Raw genomic sequence first — 21,973 nt, 5'->3', positions numbered from 1 at the left:
TGAGCGCGTCCGCCCGACGGCGCGAAGCCACGGCTACGGCGGTCGCACCTCCGCGCGCCGCCCGTCGCCGACCGGGCCCGAGGCCGAGCCCCACGCATGGTCCGGCCCCGGCGCCGCCACCTGGTCCGGTGCCGGGGCCGCTACGGACACGGCCGTCCGAGGCCGGGGACCGTCCGGGGCCGCTGCCGCTGGTTGCACGATGTGATCGGGGAGCCATGCCTCATGACGGTAGGCACATCTGCCCGAATCCGCTGGACAGGTTAAATTCCGGTGGACAACCAACTAGTTGTGGATATCTCGGCCACTCAGGAGGGTGACACCCAAGACACGCAGAACACTCAGAGCACGCAGGACACGCACGGCACGCACCGCACGCAGGACGCCGCCAGACACGACCGACAGGCGCGACCGGCAGGAGCGACCGGCAGGAGCGACCGGCAGACCGACCAGGTCAGCGCGGCGAGACCACTGCCCCGAGCAGACCAGGCCCGGTGTGCGCACCGATCACCGCGCCCACCTCGCTCACATGCAGATCGACCAGACCCGGGACCCGCTCGCGAAGCCGCTCCGCGAGCCGCTCCGCCCGTTCGGGGGCCGCGAGGTGGTGCACGGCGATGTCCACGTGGCCGCTGCCCGCCCGTTCCGCGACGATCTCCTCAAGGCGCGCGATCGCCTTCGAGGCCGTCCGTACCTTCTCCAGCAGTTCGATACGGCCGCCGTCGAGCTGGAGCAGCGGCTTCACAGCGAGTGCCGACCCCAGCAGGGCCTGTGCGGCACCGATGCGGCCGCCGCGACGCAGATAGTCCAGCGTGTCGACGTAGAAGTACGCGGAGGTGCCCGCCGCCCGCTTCTCCGCGGCCGCGACCGCCTCGTCCAGGCTTCCGCCCGCCTCCGCCGTCTCCGCCGAGGCCAGAGCGCAGAATCCGAGGGCCATGGCGACCATCCCGGTGTCCACCACCCGAACCGGAACCGGCGCCTCCTTCGCCGCGAGCAGCGCGGCATCGTACGTACCCGAGATCTCGGCCGAGAGGTGCAGCGAGACGATGCCGGTGGCTCCGGCCTCGGCCGCCGCCCGGTACGCGGCGGCGAACACCTCGGGACTCGGCCGGGACGTGGTCACGGGACGACGCTTCTGGAGCGCCACGGCGAGGGAACGGGCCGAGATCTCGGTGCCGTCCTCCAGAGCCTGATCACCGAGGACGACGGTCAGCGGCACCGCGGTGATGCCGTGCCGCTCCATCGTCTCGGGCGGCAGGTAGGCCGTGGAATCGGTGACGATCGCGACATGGCGGGACATGAGCGGGAGGTTACCTGGCGAGTCCGTGTCCTGGCAGTCCGACCCCGGCCGAATGATCTCTCCTGATCGCTTCGGACCGCATCCGGTCACCGCCGGTCATCGAACGTGTCAGTTCGTCGTTTCGGGCCGGGCCGCCTTCTGCCATGAGTATCCGGTCTGCCGTCGCGGGTCGGGGGCCGTGATCGCCCGCGCCTCGCCGTCGGCCGGCCCGCTCCCCTGCCCCGGCCGCTGCCCCTGCCCCGGCCGCTGTTCCTGCTCCGGTCCCCGGCTCTGCCCGCTCGCGTCACCCTGCGGCCGGCCGCCCTGTCCCTGGACCGGTTCGTCCGTCTCCACAGTCCAGTGCCGAAGCGCCCCCGCCTCCACGTCGATCTGTGCGTTCAGCGCGTCCAGCGAGTCGTCCGAGAAGCGCCGCGCCCGGTCACGCGCGGCCCATCGCAGCGAATCCGCGGAGTGCGTGATCCGCTCCGTACGCTGCTTCAGGCTCGGCAGCAGCGCGGCGACGGTCGCCCGGTCGGGCTCGCGTTCCAGTTTCTTCAGCTCGTCGTCCAGCTCGCGGCCGTGCACGCTCAGCCGCTGGAACAGGCCCAGCGACTCCGAGAGCGAGGCGTCCTCGGCGACTCCGGCCCGCAACGCCTCCTGCGTGGCCCGCATGGATGTGCGCAGCGCCAGCCTCAGCTGCGCCAGCTCGCCGCCCACACCTGTCTGCCCGTAGCTCTTCGCCCGCAGCGTGGTCTCCTCGACCGTGCGGCGCGCCTGGCTGATTGTTCGGTCCACACCGCGCTTCGCCGCGCCCACCGCTTTGACGCCCGCGTACACGCCCAGGGCCACGAACGCGAAGAAGAGCAACCCCAGAATCAGGATCACGGATTCCATGAGTGCCCCTCGGATGTCGTTTCGGCTGCCGGGTGCCGGCCCCTCCACCGTAAACGGAAAGGGCAGGCCGAGGGTTCCAGCGGAACCCTCAACCTGCCCGTAGGGGGACACCCCCACACCGCCGTGCGGGCGCGGTCAGCGCCTCACGCGGGATGCCTCGTCATCACGCCGGGACGATGTTGACCAGCTTCGGCGCCCGCACGATCACCTTGCGGATGCCCGCGCCGTCCAGCGCCGCCACCACGGCCGGGTCGGCCAGAGCCAGCGCCTCCAGCTCCTCGTCCGAGATCGACGGGGAGATCTCCAGGCGCGCCTTGACCTTGCCCTTGATCTGCACCACGCAGGTCACGGTCTCGTCCACGACGTACGCCGGGTCGGCGACCGGGAAGTCCTGGTGCACGACCGACTCGGTGTGGCCCAGCCGGCGCCACAGCTCCTCGGCGATGTGCGGTGCCAGCGGCGCCACCAGCAGCACCAGCGACTCGGCGACGGTGCGGGACAGCGGCCCGCCCGCCTTGGTCAGGTGGTTGTTCAGCTCGGTGACCTTGGCGATCGCCGTGTTGAAGCGCATCCCGGCCATGTCCTGGCCGACCCCGTCGATCGCCTTGTGCAGCGCACGCAGCGTCTCCTCGCCCGGCTCCGTGTCGACGACGGTGACCTCACCGGTCTCCTCGTCGACGACATTGCGCCACAGCCGCTGCAGCAGCCGGTACTGGCCGACGACTGCGCGCGTGTCCCACGGCCGCGACACGTCCAGCGGGCCCATCGCCATCTCGTACAGGCGCAGCGTGTCCGCCCCGTACTCGGTGCAGATCTCGTCCGGCGTGACGGCGTTCTTCAGGGACTTGCCCATCTTGCCCAGGACGCGGCTGACCTTCTCGCCCTGGTAGTAGAACTGTCCGTCGCGCTCCTCGACCTCGGCCGCCGGGACCGCGATGCCGCGGCTGTCCCGGTAGACGAACGCCTGGATCATGCCCTGGTTGTACAGCTTGTGGAACGGCTCGACGGACGAGATGTGCCCCAGGTCGTGCAGCACCTTCGACCAGAAGCGGGCGTACAGCAGGTGCAGGACGGCGTGCTCGGCGCCGCCGACGTACAGATCGACACCGCCGGTCGGCTGCCCCTCGCTCGGGCCCATCCAGTACTGCTCGATCGCCGGGTCGACCAGCTTCGAGTCGTTGTCCGGGTCCAGATAGCGCAGCTCGTACCAGCAGGAGCCCGCCCAGTTGGGCATGGTGTTGGTCTCGCGGCGGTACTTCTTCGGACCGTTGCCGTCGCCCAGGTCCAGGGTGACGTTGACCCAGTCGGCGTTCCGGGACAGCGGAGTCTCGGGCTGGGTGTCGGCGTCGTCGGGGTCGAAGGTGCGCGGCGAGTAGTCGTCGACCTCCGGCAGCTCCAGGGGCAGCATCGACTCGGGCAGCGGGTGGGCGATGCCGTCCTCGTCGTAGACGATCGGGAAGGGCTCGCCCCAGTAGCGCTGGCGGCTGAACAGCCAGTCACGCAGCCGGAAGTTGACGGTGCCCTCGCCGACGCCGTGCGCCGTCAGCCACTCGGTGATCCGTGCCTTGGCGTCGACGACACCCAGGCCGTCCAGCGAGATCTCGTCGTTGGCGGAGTTGACCAGCTTCGCGTCGTACGAGCCGAAGGCTTCCTCCCACGTCGAGGGGTCCGTGCCGCGGTCGTCCGAAGGCTCGACGACACAGCGCATCGGCAGCTCGAAGGCGCGCGCGAAGGCGAAGTCGCGCGCATCGTGCGCCGGTACGGCCATGATCGCGCCGGTGCCATAGCCCATCAGGACGTAGTCGGCGATGAAGACGGGGACCTTCTCGCCGCTGACCGGGTTGGTCGCGTACGCACCGGTGAAGACACCGGTCTTGTCCTTGGCCTCGGCCTGCCGCTCCACGTCGGACTTGGCGGCGGCCAGCTTGCGGTAGGCGGCGACCGCCTCGGCCGGGGACGCGTATCCGCCGGTCCACACCGCGTGGGTGCCCTCGGGCCAGGCGGCCGGAGTGATCTCTTCGACCAGCTCGTGTTCGGGCGCCAGCACCATGTAGGTAGCGCCGAACAGGGTGTCCTGGCGGGTGGTGAAGACGGTGATGCTGTCGGCGCCGTCGACCGGGAAGTCGACGCGCGCGCCTTCGGAACGCCCGATCCAGTTGCGCTGCTGCAGCTTGATCGCCTCGGGCCAGTCCAGCCCGTCCAGGTCGTTCAGCAGCCGGTCGGCGTAGGCGGTGATGCGCATGTTCCACTGGCGCAGCTTGGCCTTGAAGACGGGGAAGTTGCCGCGCTCGGAGCGGCCGTCGGCCGTCACCTCTTCGTTGGCCAGGACGGTGCCCAGGCCGGGCGCCCAGTTGACGGGCGCGTCGGAGGCGTACGCCAGGCGGTACCCGCTCAGGACGTCCGCGCGCTCGGTGGCGCTCAGCGCGCTCCAGTCACGGCCGTCCGGGGTGGGGCGCGCACCGCTCTCGAACTGCTCGACCAGCTCGGCGATCGGACGGGCGCGGTCGGCCTCGGTGTCGTACCAGGAGTTGAAGATCTGCAGGAAGATCCACTGGGTCCACTTGTAGTACTCCGACTCGATCGTGGCGAACGAGCGGCGCTTGTCATGGCCCAGGCCCAGCCGGCGCAGCTGGGCGGTCATGTTCTCGATGTTGGCCTGGGTGGAGACCCGCGGGTGCGTGCCGGTCTGCACCGCGTACTGCTCCGCGGGCAGGCCGAATGCGTCGAAGCCCAGGGTGTGCAGCACGTTGTGCCCGGTCATGCGCTGGTGGCGGGCGAAGACATCGGTGGCGATGTAGCCCAGCGGGTGGCCGACGTGCAGGCCCGCACCCGAGGGGTACGGGAACATGTCCATGATGAACTTCTTCGGCCTGGCGGCCAGCTCCGGATCGGTTGCCAGGTCACCGGTCGGATTCGGCGCCTCGTACGTGCCCTCGGCGTCCCAGAAGTCCTGCCAGCGTGCCTCGATGTCGGCGGCCATCGCCGCCGTGTAGCGGTGCGGCGCAGCCGTCTCGGCTGCGGAAGTCGTCTCGCTCATGATCCTCAAAGCTCCATCGATCGTCATCTGCCGGCGCCCATGTCTACGGACACGCGTCTACGGAAACGAAAAAACCCCTCGCACAGGAGGGGACGCCGCGCCGATTCCGACCAGGCATTCTCACCGGTCGGGACTGATCAGCGCGGCTCGCTAAGCAGAAGGCGTACGGCACGCATGGCGTCAGGGTACCGCACGGGCCCGGAGCCGGGCCGGGCGTGACCGAACCATGGACAGGGCGGCGGGAGCAGCCATGCGGCGGAACTCCGGCCTCCGGCATCGCTTCCGGCATCGGCGCACGCACATATGCGAGAAGCGGGCCACCCTGTATGGGCGACCCGCTTCCTGTACTTCACTGTGGAGCTAAGGAGAATTGAACTCCTGACCTCCTGCATGCCATGCAGGCGCTCTACCAACTGAGCTATAGCCCCGCGCTGTTTTCCGCCCGGTCTCCCTGGCGACATCGAGAACATTACCGGTGACCCCGCCAGTCCGCCAAATCGATTCCCGGCCGCTCCGATTTGACTGATTTGCGATGCCTGGGCCGAGGTCGACGGCGCCGGAAGGAGAGTCAGGCCGTGGCGAAGGAGTAGAAGCGCTTGAGCGTGCAGTGCTCCTCCAGCAGCCGACCGTAGATCGGTTCCCCCTCCAGCTCCCGATAGGTCTCGATCGGGTCGCCCTTTATGACCAGCGCCCGCGCGCACTCCTCGCACCAGTACTGGTACTCCGGATTGATCGGGTCCATGTCCCTGACGATGGGCGTACCGCTGCCGCACCAGTCGCATTTCCGCCTGTGTGCACCCATGGGTCAGCTCCGGCTTTGGCCGCGGGCGGTGCACACGAAAAGGGTCCCGCCATTCTCGGGGGCTGGTGGGAAACCAAGAACAAGGGGCAGGTCCGGGACCTCGTGGCGGCTCGCAGGCATCGCGCTCCCTCCCGTTCGGTCCGTCGCCCCCTCCGGCGCTCCGATTCTGCCATGAGCCCGCAAGAGGGGCAGCCCACCGGAGTTCCGGCACCTCACCGACGCCGTACGAGCCCCACCGCCGCACCCGCCACAGCGGCCACCGAGAGCGCGAGGGCGCACACCCACAACGCCTGCCCCGACCCCTGCGCCCCTTGCGTATCAAGGCGGTTGAGATAGAGCGTGCCGAATGCCGCGACCCCGGTCAGCTGTCCCAACTGGGTGACCGTCACCAGCACGCCGCTCGCATCGGCCGCGTCCTTGGGACTCACGTCCGCCAGCGCCCTCGTGAGTGTGGGACTGAAGCCCAGCGCCAGACCAATGCCCATCAGCGCAAAGGCCGCATACAGTGCGGGCCCGCCGTCGCCGCCACCACGCATCAGCAGCCCGACGGCCGCGGAGGCGGCGGCCACGAGCACGAACCCGCCGGGTACCAGGGCCCCTTGGAGACCGGCGGGCCAGCGCCGCCAGGTCAGTCCGGTCACACCGAATACCAGCGCGGTCGGTGCGAACATCAGCCCCGCGCGCAACGGCGAGTAGCCCAGACCCCCCTGGACGTGCAGCGTCATGGCGAAGAGGAAGCCCGCGTTGATCGCCATCACCAGGAGGATGCGCAGCGCCGCTCGGGCGATGCCGGGAATCCGCAGCACCCTGGGCGCGATCAGGGGCGCACCGCCGCGCGCGGCCAGCCGCGACTCGTATCCGACGAAGCCGGCGAAGAGCCCCACGGCGGCGGCCAGGCAGACCCTGGACCAGACCGGCCAGTCCAGCTCCTGCCCGAGCACCAGGGGCACGGTGAGCAGCGTAACGGCGGCCGCGAGCAGTACCAGCCCCGGCAGATCGAGGCCGCGGGCGCGCGCCTGGACCCTGCCGGGCGCGGTGCGCGGCTCGCGCGGCAGCACACGGATGCCGAGCACCAGCAGAACGAGCCCGATCGGCACGTTGACCAGGAAGACCGGCCGCCAGCCCGCACCGAACAGATCGGCGCTGACCAGCACCCCGCCGACCACCTGCCCGGCGGCCGCCCCGGTGGCGAGCACCGCGCTGTAGGCGCCGAGCGCCCGGATCCGCGCCTCGCCGGTGAAGTGCCTTTGAATGAGGCTGAGCACCTGCGGAATCATCACCGCGGCGGCCGCGCCCTGCACCAGCCGGAAGGCGATCAGCTGCCCGGTTCCCGCGGCGAGGCCGCAGGCGAGCGAGGCCGCGGTGAAGACACCGAGCCCGGCCAGATGGGCCCGGCCGTGCCCCAGCAGGTCGCCGAGCCTGGCGCCGGTGATGAGCAGCACCGCGTACGTGATGGTGTAGCCGGCCACGATGAGCTGCAACCCGGCGCCGGATGCCCCGAGTTCGCTCCGGATCGTCGGGGCGGCGACGTTGACGATGAAGATGTCGAGCAGCGCCATGAACTGGGCCGCGAGCACCAGGGCGAGCACTCTCCCGGAGCGGTTGTCAGTGGTGGAGTCTTTACTGGTTACGGAATGTGGAGTTGCCTCGGATGCCGTCGTCATGACATCGATCCTGGCCCCGGCCGAATACGGGTAACGAGAGCCCGCTGATGCTGGTACCGACAGCACCTGGCAACTCCCCTGCGGGTCACCGAACATGGGGGTGTGGCAACGGTGACGACACATCAGGCGAGGGATCGGGCGGGGGATCGGACGACACAACAGGCGGCGGACCGGGCGGAAGATCGGACGACACCTCGGGCGTCGGACCGGCACCGGCGGCGTCCGGAGCTCGCGGCGTTCCTGCGCAATCGCCGGGCCCGGGTGACACCCGCCGATGTGGGCATGGCGCCGGGTCTGCGCCGCCGCACCCCGGGCCTGCGCCGCGAGGAGGTCGCGCAGCTCTCCGGCGTCGGCATCACCTGGTACACCTGGCTGGAGCAGGGCCGTCCCATCAACGCGTCACCGCAGGTGCTGGACGCCGTGGCGCGCACGCTCCGGCTGGACGCATCGGAGCGCGAACACCTCTACCACCTGGCGGAGGTGGCCTGCGCACCCGGCAGGCAGTCCGACGCCATCGAGGTGGGGCCGGAGATCCAGGGCATCATCGACGCGCTCGATCCGCATCCCGCAGTGGTCTACAACACGAGATACGACATCCTGGCCACCAATCCCGCCTACCGCGACCTGTTCGCCGTCCCCGAGATCGCGGGAACGGGGATGCACAACGTGCTGTGGGCGCTGTTCACGGTGTCCGAGGCCGCCTGTCCCGTCGTCCACCGGGCGCAGGAGCTGCCGATCATGGTGGCCACGCTGCGGGGCGCGTACGGGCGCCACACGGGCGAGCCCGCCTGGGAGTCGTTCGTCGAAGGGCTCTCGGCCGCCAGCCCTTACTTCGCCGAGTTGTGGCGCAGCGGGGACGTGGCCCTGCCCGGGCCACGGGTGAAGACCTTCCGGCACCGGACTGTGGACGGGGATATACGGATGACCTCGGTGTCGCTGTCCGTCAATGGACTGCCGGAGTGCCGGATCGTGGCGTACACCCCGGCCGACGAGGAGAGCGGGGAACGGGTCGCCGCGTTGCGACGGCGCCGGGAGAGCTGAAGGCCGCAGGAGGCGGAACGCAAAGATCCCGCCCCCTGCCGGGGACGGGAATCCTGATTGTGGAGCTAAGGAGAATTGAACTCCTGACCTCCTGCATGCCATGCAGGCGCTCTACCAACTGAGCTATAGCCCCGCTGTCCGCTGTGTTTCTCTGCGTTTCCGCGCTGCGAACAAGAAGAACTTTAGCCTGTGACCTGCCGGAAAGTGAAATCCGGCCGGTACCGAGGTCGGGACGGCCTCAGGTGTCGTCGCCGAGCACCGGTTCGGGCAGCGTGCCGGCGTTGTGCTCCAGCAGACGCCAGCCTCGCGCGCCCTCGCCCAGCACCGACCAGCAGCAGTTGGAGAGCCCGCCGAGACCTTCCCAGTGGTGCGCCTCCAGGCCCAGCAGCCGGCCGATGGTGGTGCGGATGGTGCCGCCGTGGCTGACCACGACGAGCGTGCCGTTCTCGGGCAGCTTGTCGGCATGTCCGAGCACGACCGGGGCGGCCCGGTCGGCGACCTCGGTCTCCAGCTCACCGCCGCCGCGGCGCACGGGCTCGCCCCGCTTCCAGGCGGCGTACTGCTCGCCGTACTGCCCGACGATCTCCTCGTGGGTGAGGCCCTGCCAGGCACCCGCGTAGGTCTCGCGCAGCCCCGCTTCGTGTGCGACTTCGATGCTGGTGATCGCGGCGAGCTCGGCGGCGGTGGCCGCCGCCCGCTGCAGATCGGAGGCGACGATCGCGTCCGGCTTCAGCGAGGCCAGCAGCCGGGCGGCCCGCTGGGCCTGCCCGACTCCGGCGTCGGTGAGTGCGATGTCCGTGGAGCCCTGGAACCTGCGCTCCAGATTCCAGGCCGTCTGGCCGTGGCGCCAGAGGACGATCCTGCGGCCTCTGCCGCTTGCGCCGCCGTTCAGCTCTGCTCACCTTCCGTGCCGCCGGTGAGCCGGGAGTGCTCCTCGGCCTTCCCGCGGGTCTTGACGGCGTCCTCGGGAAGCGCGATCTCGGGGCAGTCCTTCCAGAGGCGCTCCAGCGCGTAGAAGACCCGCTCCTCGCTGTGCTGGACGTGGATGACGATGTCGACGTAGTCGAGGAGGATCCAGCGCGCGTCGCGGTCGCCCTCGCGGCGTACCGGTTTGGCGCCGAGCTCCTTCTGGAGCCGCTCCTCGATCTCGTCGACGATCGACTTGACCTGGCGGTCGTTGGGGGCCGAGGCCAGCAGGAAGGCGTCCGTGATCGACAGCACGTCGCTGACGTCGTACGCGATGATGTCGTGCGCGAGCCGGTCGGCGGCCGCCTGGGCGGCGGCGTTGATGAGCTCGATGGAGCGGTCCGTGGCGGTCACAAGCAGGCTTTCGTCGGCGGTCAGAGAGACCTCTAGGGTCTCACGGACCGCCGACAGCCCACGCAGCGATTGTTCGAAGATCGAATCGACGTCATCCGGACGGCCGGACGCCGGTCATTTGATCTTGTAGTCCTGGCCGAGCAGGACGGACACATCCGCGTTCGCGGCGGGCTTACCCTGCTTCGCCGCGCCGGTCGGCAGCCCCAGGGTCTTGGCGACCTGCGTCGCCTTCTCCTTGTCCGCCGCGGTTCTGTAGACGACCTCGGACAGCGCCACGGTCTCGGCCGTTCCGCCGCCGACGAAGGCGTAGCCGCCGTTGACCAGCTTGACCTGCGCGGATCCCGTGCCTTCCTTGTCCCCGGTGGCATTCTTGACGCCGACCCGCACCGGTGCGTCCGCGTCGGCGCCCGGAGCCTTGACCGAGCCGCCCAGGATGTCCTTGACGACGTTCTCGGTGGCCTCGTCGGTCAGTGATCCGTCGGCCTGCACCGGCAGCACCGCCGTCTTGTAGTCGCCGACCTTGGCGTGCTGGGCGAGCTTCGCCAGAGAGGCTCCCAGGTCCTTCTCGGGAAGCGACGGGTCGAGGATCTGCGCCAGCGTCTGCACGGTGACCGTGGCGGCCTTCGGGTCGTCCGAGATCTTCCGCAGCACGGCGCGCATGACCTCCCCGAACCGTGTGAGCTGCTTCGTCTCGGCCTCGCCCGGCCCCTGGTAGGTGGCGTACGCGACGGCCATCTGGCCGCTCAGGGTCTGCGCCTCGCCCTTCTTCACCAGGGGGGAGGCACCCTTCTTCTGGTCCGGCACATCGGTGTCGGTGTCGACCTCGATGTTGCCGACCAGATCGACCAGGGTCTCCAGGTACGGGGTGTCGAGCCGCCATGTGCCGCTGATGTCGGTGCCGAGCAGCGTGCCGATGGACTCGCGCGTTCCGGTGGTGCCGTCGTCCTTGACGGACTTGCCGAGGGTGGTCGCGTTGCCGTCCTCGTCGGCGACCGTGAGCGAGTTGGGGAGCAGGACCGTGGTGCCCTGCTTGGTCGTCACATTGTCGACGAGCAGCGCCGTGGAGGTGCCGCCCTTCTTGGTGTTGCGCAGATGGACCACGATGACGTCCCGCTTCTGCGGGCCCGTCGATGCCGTGCTGTCCTTGTCCGAGCCGGACAGACCCGGAATCATTCCGGCGGACCAGAGGTAGCCGACACCGCCGACCACGACCAGGGCCACCACGACTATGAGCGCGACCATGCGGTTGCGGCCGCGGCGCCGCGCCTCCTCGCGCCGCTCGCTGCGGCTCTCGGTGAACTTCAGCCAGTCGATGACGTCTTCGGAGTCCTCGTCGGGCTCCTCGATGAAGGAGAACTGCTCGGTGCGGTAGTCGCGGTCGGCGCGGCGCTGCCCGGGGACGGCCGCGTCCGGCTCCGCGCCGGGCTCGGGTCCGGGATCCGGCGGGATCGGAGCGGCGGGTGCGGGCGGGGCGGGCTGAGGGGCCGCCTGCTGCGGGATGTTCCACTGCTGGGTCGTGTCGACCGTGGCGGCCTGCTGGCCCGTGTCGTAGCCGTAGCCGTCATAGCCGCCGTACGCCTGCTGTTGCGGCTCCTGGGGCTGTTGCGACTGCGGGGGCTGCTGCGGCTGGGAGGCATACGGGTCGTAGGCCTGCGGCTGCACCTGCTGCTGGGACTGCGGGGGCTGCTGCGGCTGGGCGTACGGGTCGTATCCGTACGCCTGACCGGCCTGTTGCGGCTGCTGCTGGTTCTGCTGCTGGGACGCGTACGGGTCGTACGGCTGCTGCTGGACGTGCTGCGGCTGCTGGTACACCGGCTGGCCGTACTCGTCGTAGCCGATGATCTGCGGCTGCTGGTAGTACGGGTCGTACGCGTTCTGTCGGTCGTTCACCGGTGCCCCTCTGCGTCGCTCATTCACCGCGGTACAGCTGGCGCTTGTCGATGTAGCGGACCACGCCGTCCGGGACCAAGTACCAGACCGGATCCCCCTGCGCGACCCTCTCACGGCAGTCCGTGGACGAGATAGCGAGCGCGGGAACCTCCACGAGGGAGACCCCGCCCTCCGGCAGTCCGGCGTCCGTGAGCACGTGCCCCGGCCGCGTCACGCCGATGAAGTGGGAGAGCGAGAACAGTTCGTCCGCGTCCCGCCAGGTGAGGATCTGGGAAAGCGCGTCGGCACCGGTGATGAAGAAGAGGTCCGCGTCGCCGTGGATCGTGCGCAGGTCCCGCAGGGTATCGATGGTGTACGTGGGCCCGCTGCGGTCGATGTCGCTCCGGCTGACCGAGAACTGCGGGTTGGACGCTGTCGCGATGACCGTCATCAGATAACGGTCCTCGGCCGGGGAGACGTGCTTGTGGCTCTTCTGCCACGGCTGCCCGGTCGGAACGAAGATCACCTCGTCGAGGTGGAACTGGGCGGCCACTTCGCTGGCCGCCACCAGGTGTCCATGATGGATCGGGTCAAACGTCCCGCCCATCACGCCGAGTCGGCGCTTTCCGCGGCCGGTAGGCACTTCCTGCTCTCCCATGCGTGCAGAGCCTACTGGCACAGCTGTACGCCTTTGCCTCAGCGGTCGCGGTTGAAGCGGGTGGTGATCCACAGCAGGAGCAGCAGCGCGACGAACGCACCGCCCCCGGTGAGAAGCGGGTTGAGGCTTTCGTGGTTGCCACCGTGCTCGCCGCCCTCGGAGGCGAGGGTGACCAGCTGGTGTGCGGTGCTCGTGAGGCTCATCTTCGGCAGGACCTATCGATCGGGAGTCGGAAGGAAGACGTCGCGCACATCGTATGCGGGAGCCCCGGGCACGCTCACGCCGACTCAGTCGTTGTTGTCGTCGTTGCGGTATCCGCGGAGCAGGAACCAGCCGAGCAGCACGGCTCCGACGAGCGAGGCGAGCAGCACGATACGAAGCGTGTTGCCGGGCCCCTGGGCCCCGGATGCGGCGGCGAACAGAGCAACGGTGTGTGGCATGTCGGGCGTCTCCTCAGTTATCCACAGCCCCCCGCACACCGTAGCCCCAGCACCTACGCTGGGATTTGTCAGGGGGCGAGCGACATCTCGTACGAACAGGGGGCCCATTCATGACCGAACGCAGCCACGAGAGCCACGAGAACGTGCCGAGCAGGCAGCGCAGGCGTTTCACAGGGATCTCGTCCCGGGCCTACGAACACCCGGCGGACCGCTCGGCCCTGGTGGCCCTGCGCAAGCTGAGCGGTTTCGACACCGTGTTCAAGACGCTGAGCGGTCTGCTGCCCGAGCGCAGTCTGCGACTGCTCTTCCTCTCCGACTCCGTCCGGGTGAGCGACGCGCAGTTCGCCCATCTCAACGACATGCTTCGCGATGCCTGTTACATCCTGGACCTGGAGAAGGTCCCGCCGATGTACGTCAACCAGGACCCTCAGCCCAATGCCATGTGCATCGGCCTCGACGAGCCGATCATCGTGGTGACGACGGGGCTGGTGGAGCTGCTCGACGAGGAGGAGATGCGGGCGGTCGTCGGCCACGAGGTGGGGCATGCCCTCTCCGGCCACGCGGTGTACCGCACGATCCTTCTCTTCCTCACCAATATCGCGCTGAAAGTCGCGTGGATCCCGCTCGGCAACGTCGCGATCATGGCAATCGTCACGGCGCTGCGCGAGTGGTTCCGCAAGTCCGAGCTGTCGGCCGACCGGGCCGGGCTGCTCGTCGGCCAGGATCTGCAGGCGTCGATGCGCGGTCTGATGAAGATCGCGGGCGGCAACCACCTGCACGAGATGAACGTGGACGCCTTCCTCGCCCAGGCCGACGAGTACGAGAAGGGCGGCGACCTGCGGGACTCGGTGCTCAAGATCCTCAACCTGCTGCCCCGCTCGCACCCGTTCACCACGGTGCGCGCGGCCGAGCTGAAGAAGTGGTCCGAGACCCGCGACTACCAGCGGATCATGGACGGTCACTACCCGCGGCGCGACGAGGACAAGGACACCTCGGTGACCGACTCCTTCCGGGAGTCCGCGGCCCACTACGCGGACACGGTGCGCACCAGCAAGGATCCGCTGATGAAGCTGGTCGGCGACATAGCGGGCGGCGCCGGGGACCTGGGCGGCAAGCTCCGTGACAAGTTCACCGGCCAGGGCGGCGGCTCGGCGGGCAAGGGCGGCGCTACGGACGGCTCGGCGGACTCTGCGGGGCCGGAGGAGCCCCGGAACCCTGATGGGCCGGGGACCGGGTCGGGGCCTGCGGGGAGCTGACCGCCAGGGTTCCGCACAGCGCCGCCGTGGGCCGGCCCGTCGCGTACGGGTCGGTGCCTGCGGGGCCGCGGGAGACGGCGTGCTGCCCGGCGAGCAGCGGACGCAGCGCACCGGTGATGTCCGCCGGGCACGACTGCGGTCCGGCCTGGACGTAGCTGGTGCGCAGCTCCAGCCGGTGCAGCCGCAGGTCCTCCCGGTCGAAGCGGAAGTGCAGCTCGCGCCGTACGGTGAAGAGCGAAGCGCCACCCGCCGGTTGGGGCCCTTCGACGGCCGGGCGGAGCGTGTAGGTGAAGGTGTGGTCCGACACCACCTCCAGCGTGTCGGACCCCTCCTCGGTGTAGCTCAGAGTGCCCCGGACCCGGATGTCCGGACCGGCCAGGGCCACCTTCGCCGGGTCGAACCGCACCAGCCACCCGGTCGCGGCATGCTGACCGTCGTCCTGCGGATGGTTCATGCTGCGCTCGAACTGGGCCGTCTGATCCGGGTCGAGCAGCATTTCCACCGGGCGCGCGGCGGCGCCGGTGAGCACGTCGGGGTCGAGCGAGGAGGCCACCAGATAGTCCTTGACCGTGGTCAGAGCCGTGGCCACCTGGCTGTCCGTGAAATTGTCGGTCCGCCTGACCGCGGGCAGATTGATGCCGTCGGCACCCGTTCCGAAGTGGGCGGCGGGGCTCCTGACCAGGAGGGCGGCAGTGGTTCCGCCCGGCACGGTGCCCTGCGGTGCCAGGGGCACGACGGTCGACCTCAGCGGCTCGGCCCGTCTGCCGACGGGCGCCTCGTAGGGGTGGCGGAGGCCCATGTACACGGCCAGTCCGAAGGCCAGGGCGATCAGGAGGACCAGGGCGATGGCGGCACGGGGTCCGTTGCGCAGGCGCCGGGCCGGCAGGCTCCGTACGGCGGGGGCGTGGTCCTCCATGCGCTCCTGGGCGGAGAATTCCTGCAGCCGGGCAGCGCGCACGAACGACTCGTCGAAGACGAGTGACCGGTACTCGTCCTCACCGCCGCCCGTCGGACTCTCGGGCGGCCCTTCCGGTGGTTCTCCGCGGCCTGCCATGACTTCTCCCGACTCCACGTCATCGACCGGGGCCGAAACGCTTCGCTCTGCTTCGGCCGAACGGCTTCGGCAGGGCCTGCCCGTCATGAGTTCGTATGACGTCGCACGACTGCGCATGTACGGACGAGTGAGAAGCCCCCTCGGAGAGAGGGGTCACACCTTCAGGGTAGGTCGATTGCGGCCGCGATAAACGCCGAGCCGCGGGCGAACCACGGGAGAAGCGGAGAAACGGCCGACCCGCTGCCCGCCCTCCTTCGGCGCGCGCCCCGGCCGACGCATACTTCGGTCACGCACCTCGGCCGCGTACCCCGGCCAGCGCATGTCTCGGCCACGCGCCCCGGTCGGCGCGTACCCCGGTCGTGTGCCTCAGCCCGTGCGGGGGATCGCGGAGACGGTAGGGCGCAGATAGCCCGTGGGGGCCGGTGGGGTGGCGTCGGGTGCGGAGCCCGGCGCACTGTCCACGCCGGTCGTGGCGGGCGGCGGGGCGGGCTCCTGTCGACTGCCCGAGGTGTTCCGGTAGACGGCGCTGAAGGCCATCGCGACCATTCCGATGCCCATCAGCACGGCAAGCAGCCAGGCCACCGGCCGGTGCCAGCGGGCCTCACCCCGGTAGGGCCGCAGGACGCCGCCGTGGCGCCCGTAGGGCCCGCCGCCGTGGCCGTCGTCGTCGGGGTCCAGCGGGTCGTCGTAGGCGCCCTCACGGCTGTACGCGCCGGGGCCGTACCCCTCGTCGTAGAGCTCGTCGTCCATGGGGCCGCCGCCCGCCCGTGCCCGGGAGGCCTCGGCCTCGGCGCGCGCCTGGGCCGCCGCCAGCAACCGCTCCACGGCGGTCGGCTCATGGATCTCGGCGGCCTGTACGAAGTCCTCGTCGAACACCACGGAGGCGAAGTCCTCGTCCGCGCCCCCGCGGTCGTCGTCGGGCTCCCAGCCGTCCGGGAACGGCCTGCCCCCCACGTCGTCCGGCACGGTTCCAGACTAGCCCCGACGGGACGTTCTGGGCAGGGAGCCCGCAACATTCACCGGCCCCCGGAGGTCAGCCGGAGGTCAGCCGGAAGTCACCGCACGTGACCGTCACCCGTGACGATGTACTTCGTCGAGGTGAGTTCCGGCAGACCCATCGGGCCCCTGGCGTGCAGCTTCTGCGTGGAGATGCCGATCTCGGCGCCGAAGCCGAACTGACCGCCGTCGGTGAAGCGGGTGGACGCGTTCACGGCCACCGTCGTGGAGTCCACCAGCTGGGTGAAGCGGCGGGCCGCGGCCTGGGAGGTGGTCACGATCGCCTCGGTGTGGCCGGAGGACCAGAGCCGGATGTGCGCGACGGCCGCGTCCAGGGACTCCACGACGGCCGCGGCGATGTCGTAGGAGAGGTACTCGGTCTCCCAGTCCTCCGGCGTCGCCTCGACCACGGTGGCCTTGGATCCCTCGGCGTACCCGAGCACCCGCTCGTCGCCGTGGACGGTCACGCCCGCGTCGGCCAGCGCGTCCAGGGCGCGCGGCAGGAACTGCGCGGCGACGTCCTTGTGGACCAGCAGCGTCTCGGCGGCGTTGCAGACGCTGGGGCGCTGTGCCTTGGAGTTGACCAGGATGTCCACGGCCATGTCGAGGTCGGTCTGCGCGTCCACGTACACATGGCAGTTGCCGGTGCCGGTCTCGATGACCGGCACCGTGGACTCCTCGACCACCGTGCGGATCAGCGAGGCGCCGCCCCGCGGGATGAGGACGTCGACCAGGCCGCGGGCCCGCATCAGTTCCCGTACCGAGTCGCGGCTCTCGCCCGGGACCAGCTGCACCGCGTCGGCCGGGAGTCCGGAGCCGCCGACCGCGTCGCGCAGCACCCGTACGAGCGCGGCGTTGGAGGAGTAAGCGGAGGAAGATCCGCGCAGCAGGACGGCGTTGCCGGACTTCAGGCAGAGGGCCGCGGCGTCGACCGTCACGTTGGGCCGGGCCTCGTAGATGATCCCGACCACGCCGAGCGGCACCCGGACCTGTCGCAGGTCGATGCCGTTGGGCAGGGTCGAGCCGCGGACGACCTCGCCGACCGGGTCGGGCAGCGCCGCCACGTCCCGCACATCGGCGGCGATGGCGCGGATCCGCTCCGGGGTGAGGGTGAGCCGGTCGATGATCGACTCGCTGGTCCCGGCCTCGCGCGCGCGGGCGACGTCCTCGGCGTTGGCCGTGACGATCTCACTCGTCCGCACCTCGAGGGCGTCCGCGATCGCCAGCAGGGCGTCGTCCTTCGCCGCTCGCGGCAGAGGCGCGATGTCGGCCGCGGCGGAGCGTGCCCGGTAGGCGGCCTGGGCGACCGGGGACATGTTGTCGTACGGCGAGAGCGTGGTCATGCCCGCAGGGTAGTGCGCACACTGCGGGCATCCGTCACTTATCCCGTGATGCGAGACGACCCCGCTCGGGACGGCCGCTCCGAGAGGGGTGCCCGCTCAGTACGGGTGCACCCCCACCGGAGCGGCCGGAGGTGGCCCGTACCCCTCGGCGACGCGCTGGTGGTACGTCTCCCGGTCGATGACCTCCAGACCGACGATCTCCCAGGGCGGGAGTTTGGCGGTGGAGCGGTGTTCGCCCCACAGCCGCAGCGCGACGGCTGCCGCGTCGTGCAGGTCGCGGGCCTCTTCCCAGTAGCGGATCTCCGCGTGGTCGTCGGCGTACCGGCTGGTCAGCAGGAAGGGATGGTCGTGCGCGAGCTGTTCGAGTCCGCGTCTGATCTCCGTCAGAGGGGTGGCGGCCCCCGAGACGCTGAGCGTGATGTGCCACAGCCTCGACGGGGTGCGTTCCTCCTTCACCGCCGTCTGCTCGGACCCGATGGTCCGGTCGTCCCCTCGCTCCTTGGTCCGGCTCCCGTCAAAGCCGGCGCCTGCTCCGACGCTGGTCAGGGCCCGGCCACCCGTTCCTCGGGGCGGCGCCCCCGGGCGCGCTCGTCTCACCGGCGGCCTCCTGTGAATGCGTTTGCTGTGCTGTACCCCGCTGTTTCCCCGTTACAAAGTTGACCAGCCCGCGGCCGGGGATGGGGCGGTTTTCGTGAAGGTCTCTGCCCCGAGGCTGGACTTTCAGTCGTTTCAGGGGTGTGTCAGGAGTGCAGTACGACCAGATCGTCCCTGTGTACGACCTCGCGCTCGTAGGCCGGACCGAGCTCCCGTGCCAGGTCGCGGGTGGAGCGGCCGAGCAGCTGCGGGATCTCCTTGGCGTCGAAGTTGACGAGCCCGCGGGCCACCGGGCGGCCTGCGAGATCACGCAGTTCCACCGGGTCACCGGCGGTGAACTCGCCCTCGACCGAGGCGATTCCGGCGGGCAGCAGCGAGCTGTGGCGGTCGACGACCGCCCGCACGGCGCCGTCGTCGAGGGTCAGTGAGCCCTGCGGGGTAGAGGCATGGGCGAGCCAGAGCAGCCGGTCCGCGGAGCGGCGTCCGGTGCGGTGGAAGTACGTGCCGGTGTCGCGGCCGGCCAGGGCGTCGGCGGCCCGGCTGGCCGAGGTGAGGACGACGGGGACTCCGGCGGCCGTGGCGATCCGGGCGGCCTCGACCTTGGTGACCATGCCACCGGTGCCGACGCCCGCCTTTCCGGCGCTGCCGATGGTGACGCCCGCCAGGTCCTCGGGACCGGTCACCTCGGCGATCCGTGAGGTGCCCGGGATGCTGGGGTCGCCGTCGTACAGGCCGTCCACGTCGGAGAGGAGGACCAGCAGATCCGCGCGGACGAGATGGGCGACGAGCGCGGCCAGCCGGTCGTTGTCGCCGAACCTGATCTCGTCGGTGGCGACGGTGTCGTTCTCGTTGACGACCGGGAGCGCGCCCATGTCCAGGAGCTGGTCGAGGGTGCGGTAGGCGTTGCGGTAGTGGGCGCGGCGGCTGGTGTCGTTGCTGGTGAGCAGCACCTGGCCGACGCGTACGCCGTACCGCGCGAAGGAGGCGGTGTAGCGGGCGACGAGCAGTCCCTGGCCGACGCTGGCGGCGGCCTGCTGCCGGGCAAGGTCCTTGGGGCGGCGCAGCAGTCCGAGCGGGGCGAGCCCGGCCGCGATGGCGCCGCTGGAGACGAGCACGATCTCGCGCTCCCCGCCGCTGCGCACCTTCGCCAGTACGTCGACGAGCGCGTCGACACGGTCGGCGTCGAGGCCGCCGGCCGCAGTGGTGAGGGATGAGGAACCGACCTTGACCACGATCCTGCGGGCCTCTGTGACGCCCTGCCTTGCCCCTGACACGTACATCCCCAATGGTTCGGCCTAGCCCAGCCCCCGCAATCTACGCGAGCGGCGGATCCGGCGCCCGCCCGTTCCGCCCTCTGGACCCCCGCCGGACCCGCGATCCGGGCCGGGGAGGCAATGGCGTCCTGGAAAAGCGCTGCTCAACGGCTTCCTCACGGCGTGCGCCCGCGCACATATACCGAATTGCCTTCGGATCTTCGGGCGTTATCCGTGCACTGTCGGCAGGATCACGCAGGGTTGGCATGAGCAACCATCGGGGCACCTCGACCATCTAACAGCCGATAGGGTGCACGGCGGGGTGGCTTCCTCGTACCCGTATTCAGCAGCGCAGGCCTCGAATCCGCCGCCGGCCAGAGGGACTTCCAACAGACATGGGACAGCAGCGATGCCAGTCAAAGTAAGTGTCGTCATTCCTGTATACAACCCGGGCAAGTACATCGACCCCTGCATCGACTCGCTGCTGCGACAGACCCTTCCCGCGAGAGAATTCGAAGTTCTTTTCGTCAACGACGGCTCGACGGACGACACTCGCGAGCGGCTCGAGAAGCTGGCCGGGGAGCATCCGCATTTCCGTGTCATCACCATCCCGAATTCCGGCTGGCCGGGGAAGCCCCGCAACATCGGTGTGGACGAGGCGAAGGGCGAGTACGTCCAGTTCGTCGACCAGGACGACCACCTCGCCTCCGACGCCCTGCGGCGGCTGTACGAGATGGGGCGGCGCAACGGCTCGGACATCGTCATCGGCAAGGTGGCCAGCAACTTCCGCGGAGTCCCGCACGGGGTGTTCAAGAAGAACCGCGAGAAGTGCACGCTGCGTGACGCCCCGCTGTACGACAGCCTCACCCCGCACAAGATGTTCCGTACGGAGTTCCTCCGGAAGAACGGCATCGCCTACCCCGAGGGCAAGCGCCGCCTGGAAGACCAGCTCTACATGATGGAGGCCTACTTCCCGGCGGAAGTTGTCTCCATCCTGGGCGATTACACCTGCTACTTCTACTCACGCCGCGACGACGGCAAGAACGCGGGTTCCGCCAAGATCGTCCCGGCCGAATACTACGGAAACCTGCGCGAAGTCCTGAACGTCGTGGTGGCCAACACCGAGCCGGGTGAGTTCCGGGACCTGTTGCTGCGCCGGTTCTACCGCGTCGAGATGCTCAGCCGACTCAGCGAACCCGCGGTCGTCAAATATCAGCCTGACTTCTTCGACAAGATGTGCGATGCGATCAGGCCATTGGGCGTCGACTTCATGGGCGACGGGGTGCACGACGGTCTCGGCCCGCTGTTGCGGATCCGCTCCGCTCTCCTGCGCGGGGACGACCGGGAGGGGCTGCTCCGGATCGCCCGGTTCGCCGGGTCCGTCAAGGCGGCGGCCCGACTGGAGGAGTTCGCCTGGCAGCCGGACGGCCGGGTCGCCGTCACCGTCACCGCCCGGCTGGTCCAGGGCGACGACGAATCCCCGGTGAAGCTGTTGCGCCGGGACGACCGCTACTTCCTGCATCCGGACAACGCCGACGGGCTGCTGGCCGAGGACGAACTCCTCGATGTCACCGACGACCTCGACGGCTTCTCCGCCGAGCTGTCCCTGCGCAATCGCGAGACGGCTGTCGAGTGGCCCTGCCCGGCGAAGTTCGACAGGCGGATCGAGGAACTCGGCGACGGAGCCTGCGAGGTGGTCCTGCACGGCAGCGGCCACGTGTCCGCGGAGGCGGTCAAGGGACGCGGCCGGGTCTCCCGCGGCTTCTGGGACATCTGGGTGCCGCTGCGCGGCCTGGGCCTGGTCCGCAAGGCACGGCTCGGCGCCGACCGCGCCCCCGGCGTGGACGCCGACTGTCTGCCGGCCTCGCTCGGCTCGCCCGCCCGCGCCGTCATCCCGTACTTCACCGACCCGTTCGGCAACCTCACGCTCGATGTCGCCCGGCGGAGCAAGAAGCTCGCGGACTACCTGGCCGACCGGCCCGTTCTGCGGACCCCGACCGGCCGGACCGAGCTCCGGCTGGAGCTCTTCACCACCACCACGACCTCCGCCTCCGACGTCCAACTGGTCCTGAGCCCCGCCGACGGGACCGGCTCGGCCGGGCACACGCTGCGCACCTCGCTGCACCCGACGGGCGGCCTGGCCCACATCACCGTGCCCTCTCGCGCCCCCGGCGTGGCACCGGGCGCCTGGAAGCTCGCCGTCCGGCTGGACGGTGAGAAGGGCCCGGCTCTCGGCCTCTGCGACGTCACCATCGGCGCGGGCGGCCGGATCGAGGTGGACCCGTATCTGCCCCGGATCCCGGTGGAGCTCATGGCCGATGTGGCCAGGAAGCGCCGGAAGGCGGCCCTGCGCCGTGCGCTGCGCGCGGTCGGCGGTCCGATCGTGCGCAGGCTCCCGCCGGAGGGCCGGAAGCGCGCGCGTCGTCTGGCGGCCCGGATCAGCGGCTGACCCGCGCTCGCGAATCCGCCGTCCTCC

Annotated in this window: 19 protein-coding genes and 2 tRNA genes; 3 read left to right on the top strand and 18 right to left on the bottom strand. The window is 70.1% G+C overall.

The window, feature by feature from the left end; translation table 11 throughout:
• Nucleotides 1-451 precede the first annotated feature (451 nt).
• From OHA19_RS27220 to OHA19_RS27195, 6 genes are all read right to left on the bottom strand, one after another.
• A complete protein-coding gene (locus tag OHA19_RS27220; RefSeq protein WP_405712516.1) occupies nt 452-1,297 on the bottom strand; it encodes a DegV family protein in 846 nt (281 codons plus the stop codon).
• A 108-nt stretch (nt 1,298-1,405) separates the two neighbouring features.
• The gene (locus OHA19_RS27215) at nt 1,406-2,170 is read right to left on the bottom strand and encodes a hypothetical protein (protein ID WP_405712517.1); all 765 of its coding nucleotides are present in this window, start codon (nt 2,168-2,170) and stop codon (nt 1,406-1,408) included.
• A gap of 163 nt (nt 2,171-2,333) precedes the next feature.
• The gene (gene leuS, locus OHA19_RS27210; RefSeq protein WP_405751985.1) at nt 2,334-5,207 is read right to left on the bottom strand and encodes a leucine--tRNA ligase; all 2,874 of its coding nucleotides are present in this window, start codon (nt 5,205-5,207) and stop codon (nt 2,334-2,336) included.
• Between the two features lie 355 nt (nt 5,208-5,562).
• A tRNA-Ala gene (locus OHA19_RS27205) sits at nt 5,563-5,635 on the bottom strand.
• A gap of 140 nt (nt 5,636-5,775) precedes the next feature.
• The gene (locus OHA19_RS27200; RefSeq protein WP_093897076.1) at nt 5,776-6,009 is read right to left on the bottom strand and encodes a hypothetical protein; all 234 of its coding nucleotides are present in this window, start codon (nt 6,007-6,009) and stop codon (nt 5,776-5,778) included.
• A gap of 212 nt (nt 6,010-6,221) precedes the next feature.
• A complete protein-coding gene (locus OHA19_RS27195) occupies nt 6,222-7,673 on the bottom strand; it encodes an MFS transporter (RefSeq protein WP_405751983.1) in 1,452 nt (483 codons plus the stop codon).
• 261 nt (nt 7,674-7,934) lie between these two features.
• Between OHA19_RS27195 and OHA19_RS27190 the strand changes: the two genes are divergently transcribed.
• Nucleotides 7,935-8,714, top strand: a complete 780-nt coding sequence (locus OHA19_RS27190) for a helix-turn-helix transcriptional regulator (protein WP_405751980.1) — start codon at nt 7,935-7,937, stop codon at nt 8,712-8,714.
• 60 nt (nt 8,715-8,774) lie between these two features.
• Here OHA19_RS27190 and OHA19_RS27185 read toward each other — a convergent pair.
• The 7 genes from OHA19_RS27185 to OHA19_RS27155 form a co-directional block, all read right to left on the bottom strand.
• Nucleotides 8,775-8,847: transfer RNA gene (locus tag OHA19_RS27185), tRNA-Ala, on the bottom strand.
• 105 nt (nt 8,848-8,952) lie between these two features.
• On the bottom strand, nt 8,953-9,606 hold the full coding sequence (locus OHA19_RS27180; protein ID WP_405721437.1) for a histidine phosphatase family protein: 654 nt from the start codon (nt 9,604-9,606) through the stop codon (nt 8,953-8,955).
• Nucleotides 9,603-10,034 carry a ribosome silencing factor gene (gene rsfS / locus OHA19_RS27175; RefSeq protein WP_405712525.1) on the bottom strand — a complete coding sequence of 144 codons (432 nt, stop codon included), beginning with the start codon at nt 10,032-10,034 and terminating at the stop codon, nt 9,603-9,605. Before rsfS ends, OHA19_RS27180 begins: the two co-directional genes overlap by 4 nt.
• A gap of 114 nt (nt 10,035-10,148) precedes the next feature.
• Nucleotides 10,149-11,924, bottom strand: a complete 1,776-nt coding sequence (locus OHA19_RS27170; protein WP_405712527.1) for an LCP family protein — start codon at nt 11,922-11,924, stop codon at nt 10,149-10,151.
• Nucleotides 11,925-11,943: 19 nt separating this feature from the next.
• The gene (gene nadD, locus OHA19_RS27165) at nt 11,944-12,561 is read right to left on the bottom strand and encodes a nicotinate-nucleotide adenylyltransferase (RefSeq protein WP_405712528.1); all 618 of its coding nucleotides are present in this window, start codon (nt 12,559-12,561) and stop codon (nt 11,944-11,946) included.
• A gap of 38 nt (nt 12,562-12,599) precedes the next feature.
• On the bottom strand, nt 12,600-12,764 hold the full coding sequence (locus OHA19_RS27160; protein WP_352275268.1) for a hypothetical protein: 165 nt from the start codon (nt 12,762-12,764) through the stop codon (nt 12,600-12,602).
• Between the two features lie 84 nt (nt 12,765-12,848).
• Entirely contained in the window at nt 12,849-13,001 is a 153-nt protein-coding gene (locus OHA19_RS27155; protein ID WP_405712530.1) for a hypothetical protein, read from the bottom strand.
• Nucleotides 13,002-13,111: 110 nt separating this feature from the next.
• Between OHA19_RS27155 and OHA19_RS27150 the strand changes: the two genes are divergently transcribed.
• Nucleotides 13,112-14,257 carry a M48 family metallopeptidase gene (locus OHA19_RS27150; RefSeq protein ID WP_405712532.1) on the top strand — a complete coding sequence of 382 codons (1,146 nt, stop codon included), beginning with the start codon at nt 13,112-13,114 and terminating at the stop codon, nt 14,255-14,257.
• Here OHA19_RS27150 and OHA19_RS27145 read toward each other — a convergent pair.
• The 5 genes from OHA19_RS27145 to proB form a co-directional block, all read right to left on the bottom strand.
• Nucleotides 14,169-15,311, bottom strand: coding sequence for a hypothetical protein (locus tag OHA19_RS27145; RefSeq protein ID WP_405712534.1), 1,143 nt, complete (start codon nt 15,309-15,311; stop codon nt 14,169-14,171). The genes OHA19_RS27150 and OHA19_RS27145 overlap by 89 nt on opposite strands.
• 366 nt (nt 15,312-15,677) lie before the next feature.
• Nucleotides 15,678-16,277: a hypothetical protein gene (locus OHA19_RS27140; protein WP_405712536.1), complete on the bottom strand. Its 600-nt coding sequence runs from the start codon at nt 16,275-16,277 to the stop codon at nt 15,678-15,680.
• Between the two features lie 89 nt (nt 16,278-16,366).
• Nucleotides 16,367-17,650 carry a glutamate-5-semialdehyde dehydrogenase gene (locus tag OHA19_RS27135; RefSeq protein WP_405712538.1) on the bottom strand — a complete coding sequence of 428 codons (1,284 nt, stop codon included), beginning with the start codon at nt 17,648-17,650 and terminating at the stop codon, nt 16,367-16,369.
• Nucleotides 17,651-17,746: 96 nt separating this feature from the next.
• Entirely contained in the window at nt 17,747-18,247 is a 501-nt protein-coding gene (locus tag OHA19_RS27130; RefSeq protein ID WP_405712540.1) for a hypothetical protein, read from the bottom strand.
• Between the two features lie 143 nt (nt 18,248-18,390).
• Nucleotides 18,391-19,476: a glutamate 5-kinase gene (proB, locus tag OHA19_RS27125; RefSeq protein WP_405721440.1), complete on the bottom strand. Its 1,086-nt coding sequence runs from the start codon at nt 19,474-19,476 to the stop codon at nt 18,391-18,393.
• A 430-nt stretch (nt 19,477-19,906) separates the two neighbouring features.
• Here proB and OHA19_RS27120 point away from each other — a divergent pair, with 430 nt between their 5' ends.
• Nucleotides 19,907-21,946: a glycosyltransferase family 2 protein gene (locus tag OHA19_RS27120; RefSeq protein WP_405751978.1), complete on the top strand. Its 2,040-nt coding sequence runs from the start codon at nt 19,907-19,909 to the stop codon at nt 21,944-21,946.
• The last annotated feature ends 27 nt before the right edge of the window (nt 21,947-21,973 follow it).

The sequence above is a fragment of the Streptomyces sp. NBC_00012 genome (assembly GCF_045040875.1).
Taxonomy (GTDB): domain Bacteria; phylum Actinomycetota; class Actinomycetes; order Streptomycetales; family Streptomycetaceae; genus Streptomyces.
The sequence above is the reverse complement of the archived record's forward strand: the minus strand, read 5'-3'. Positions and strand labels throughout refer to the sequence as shown.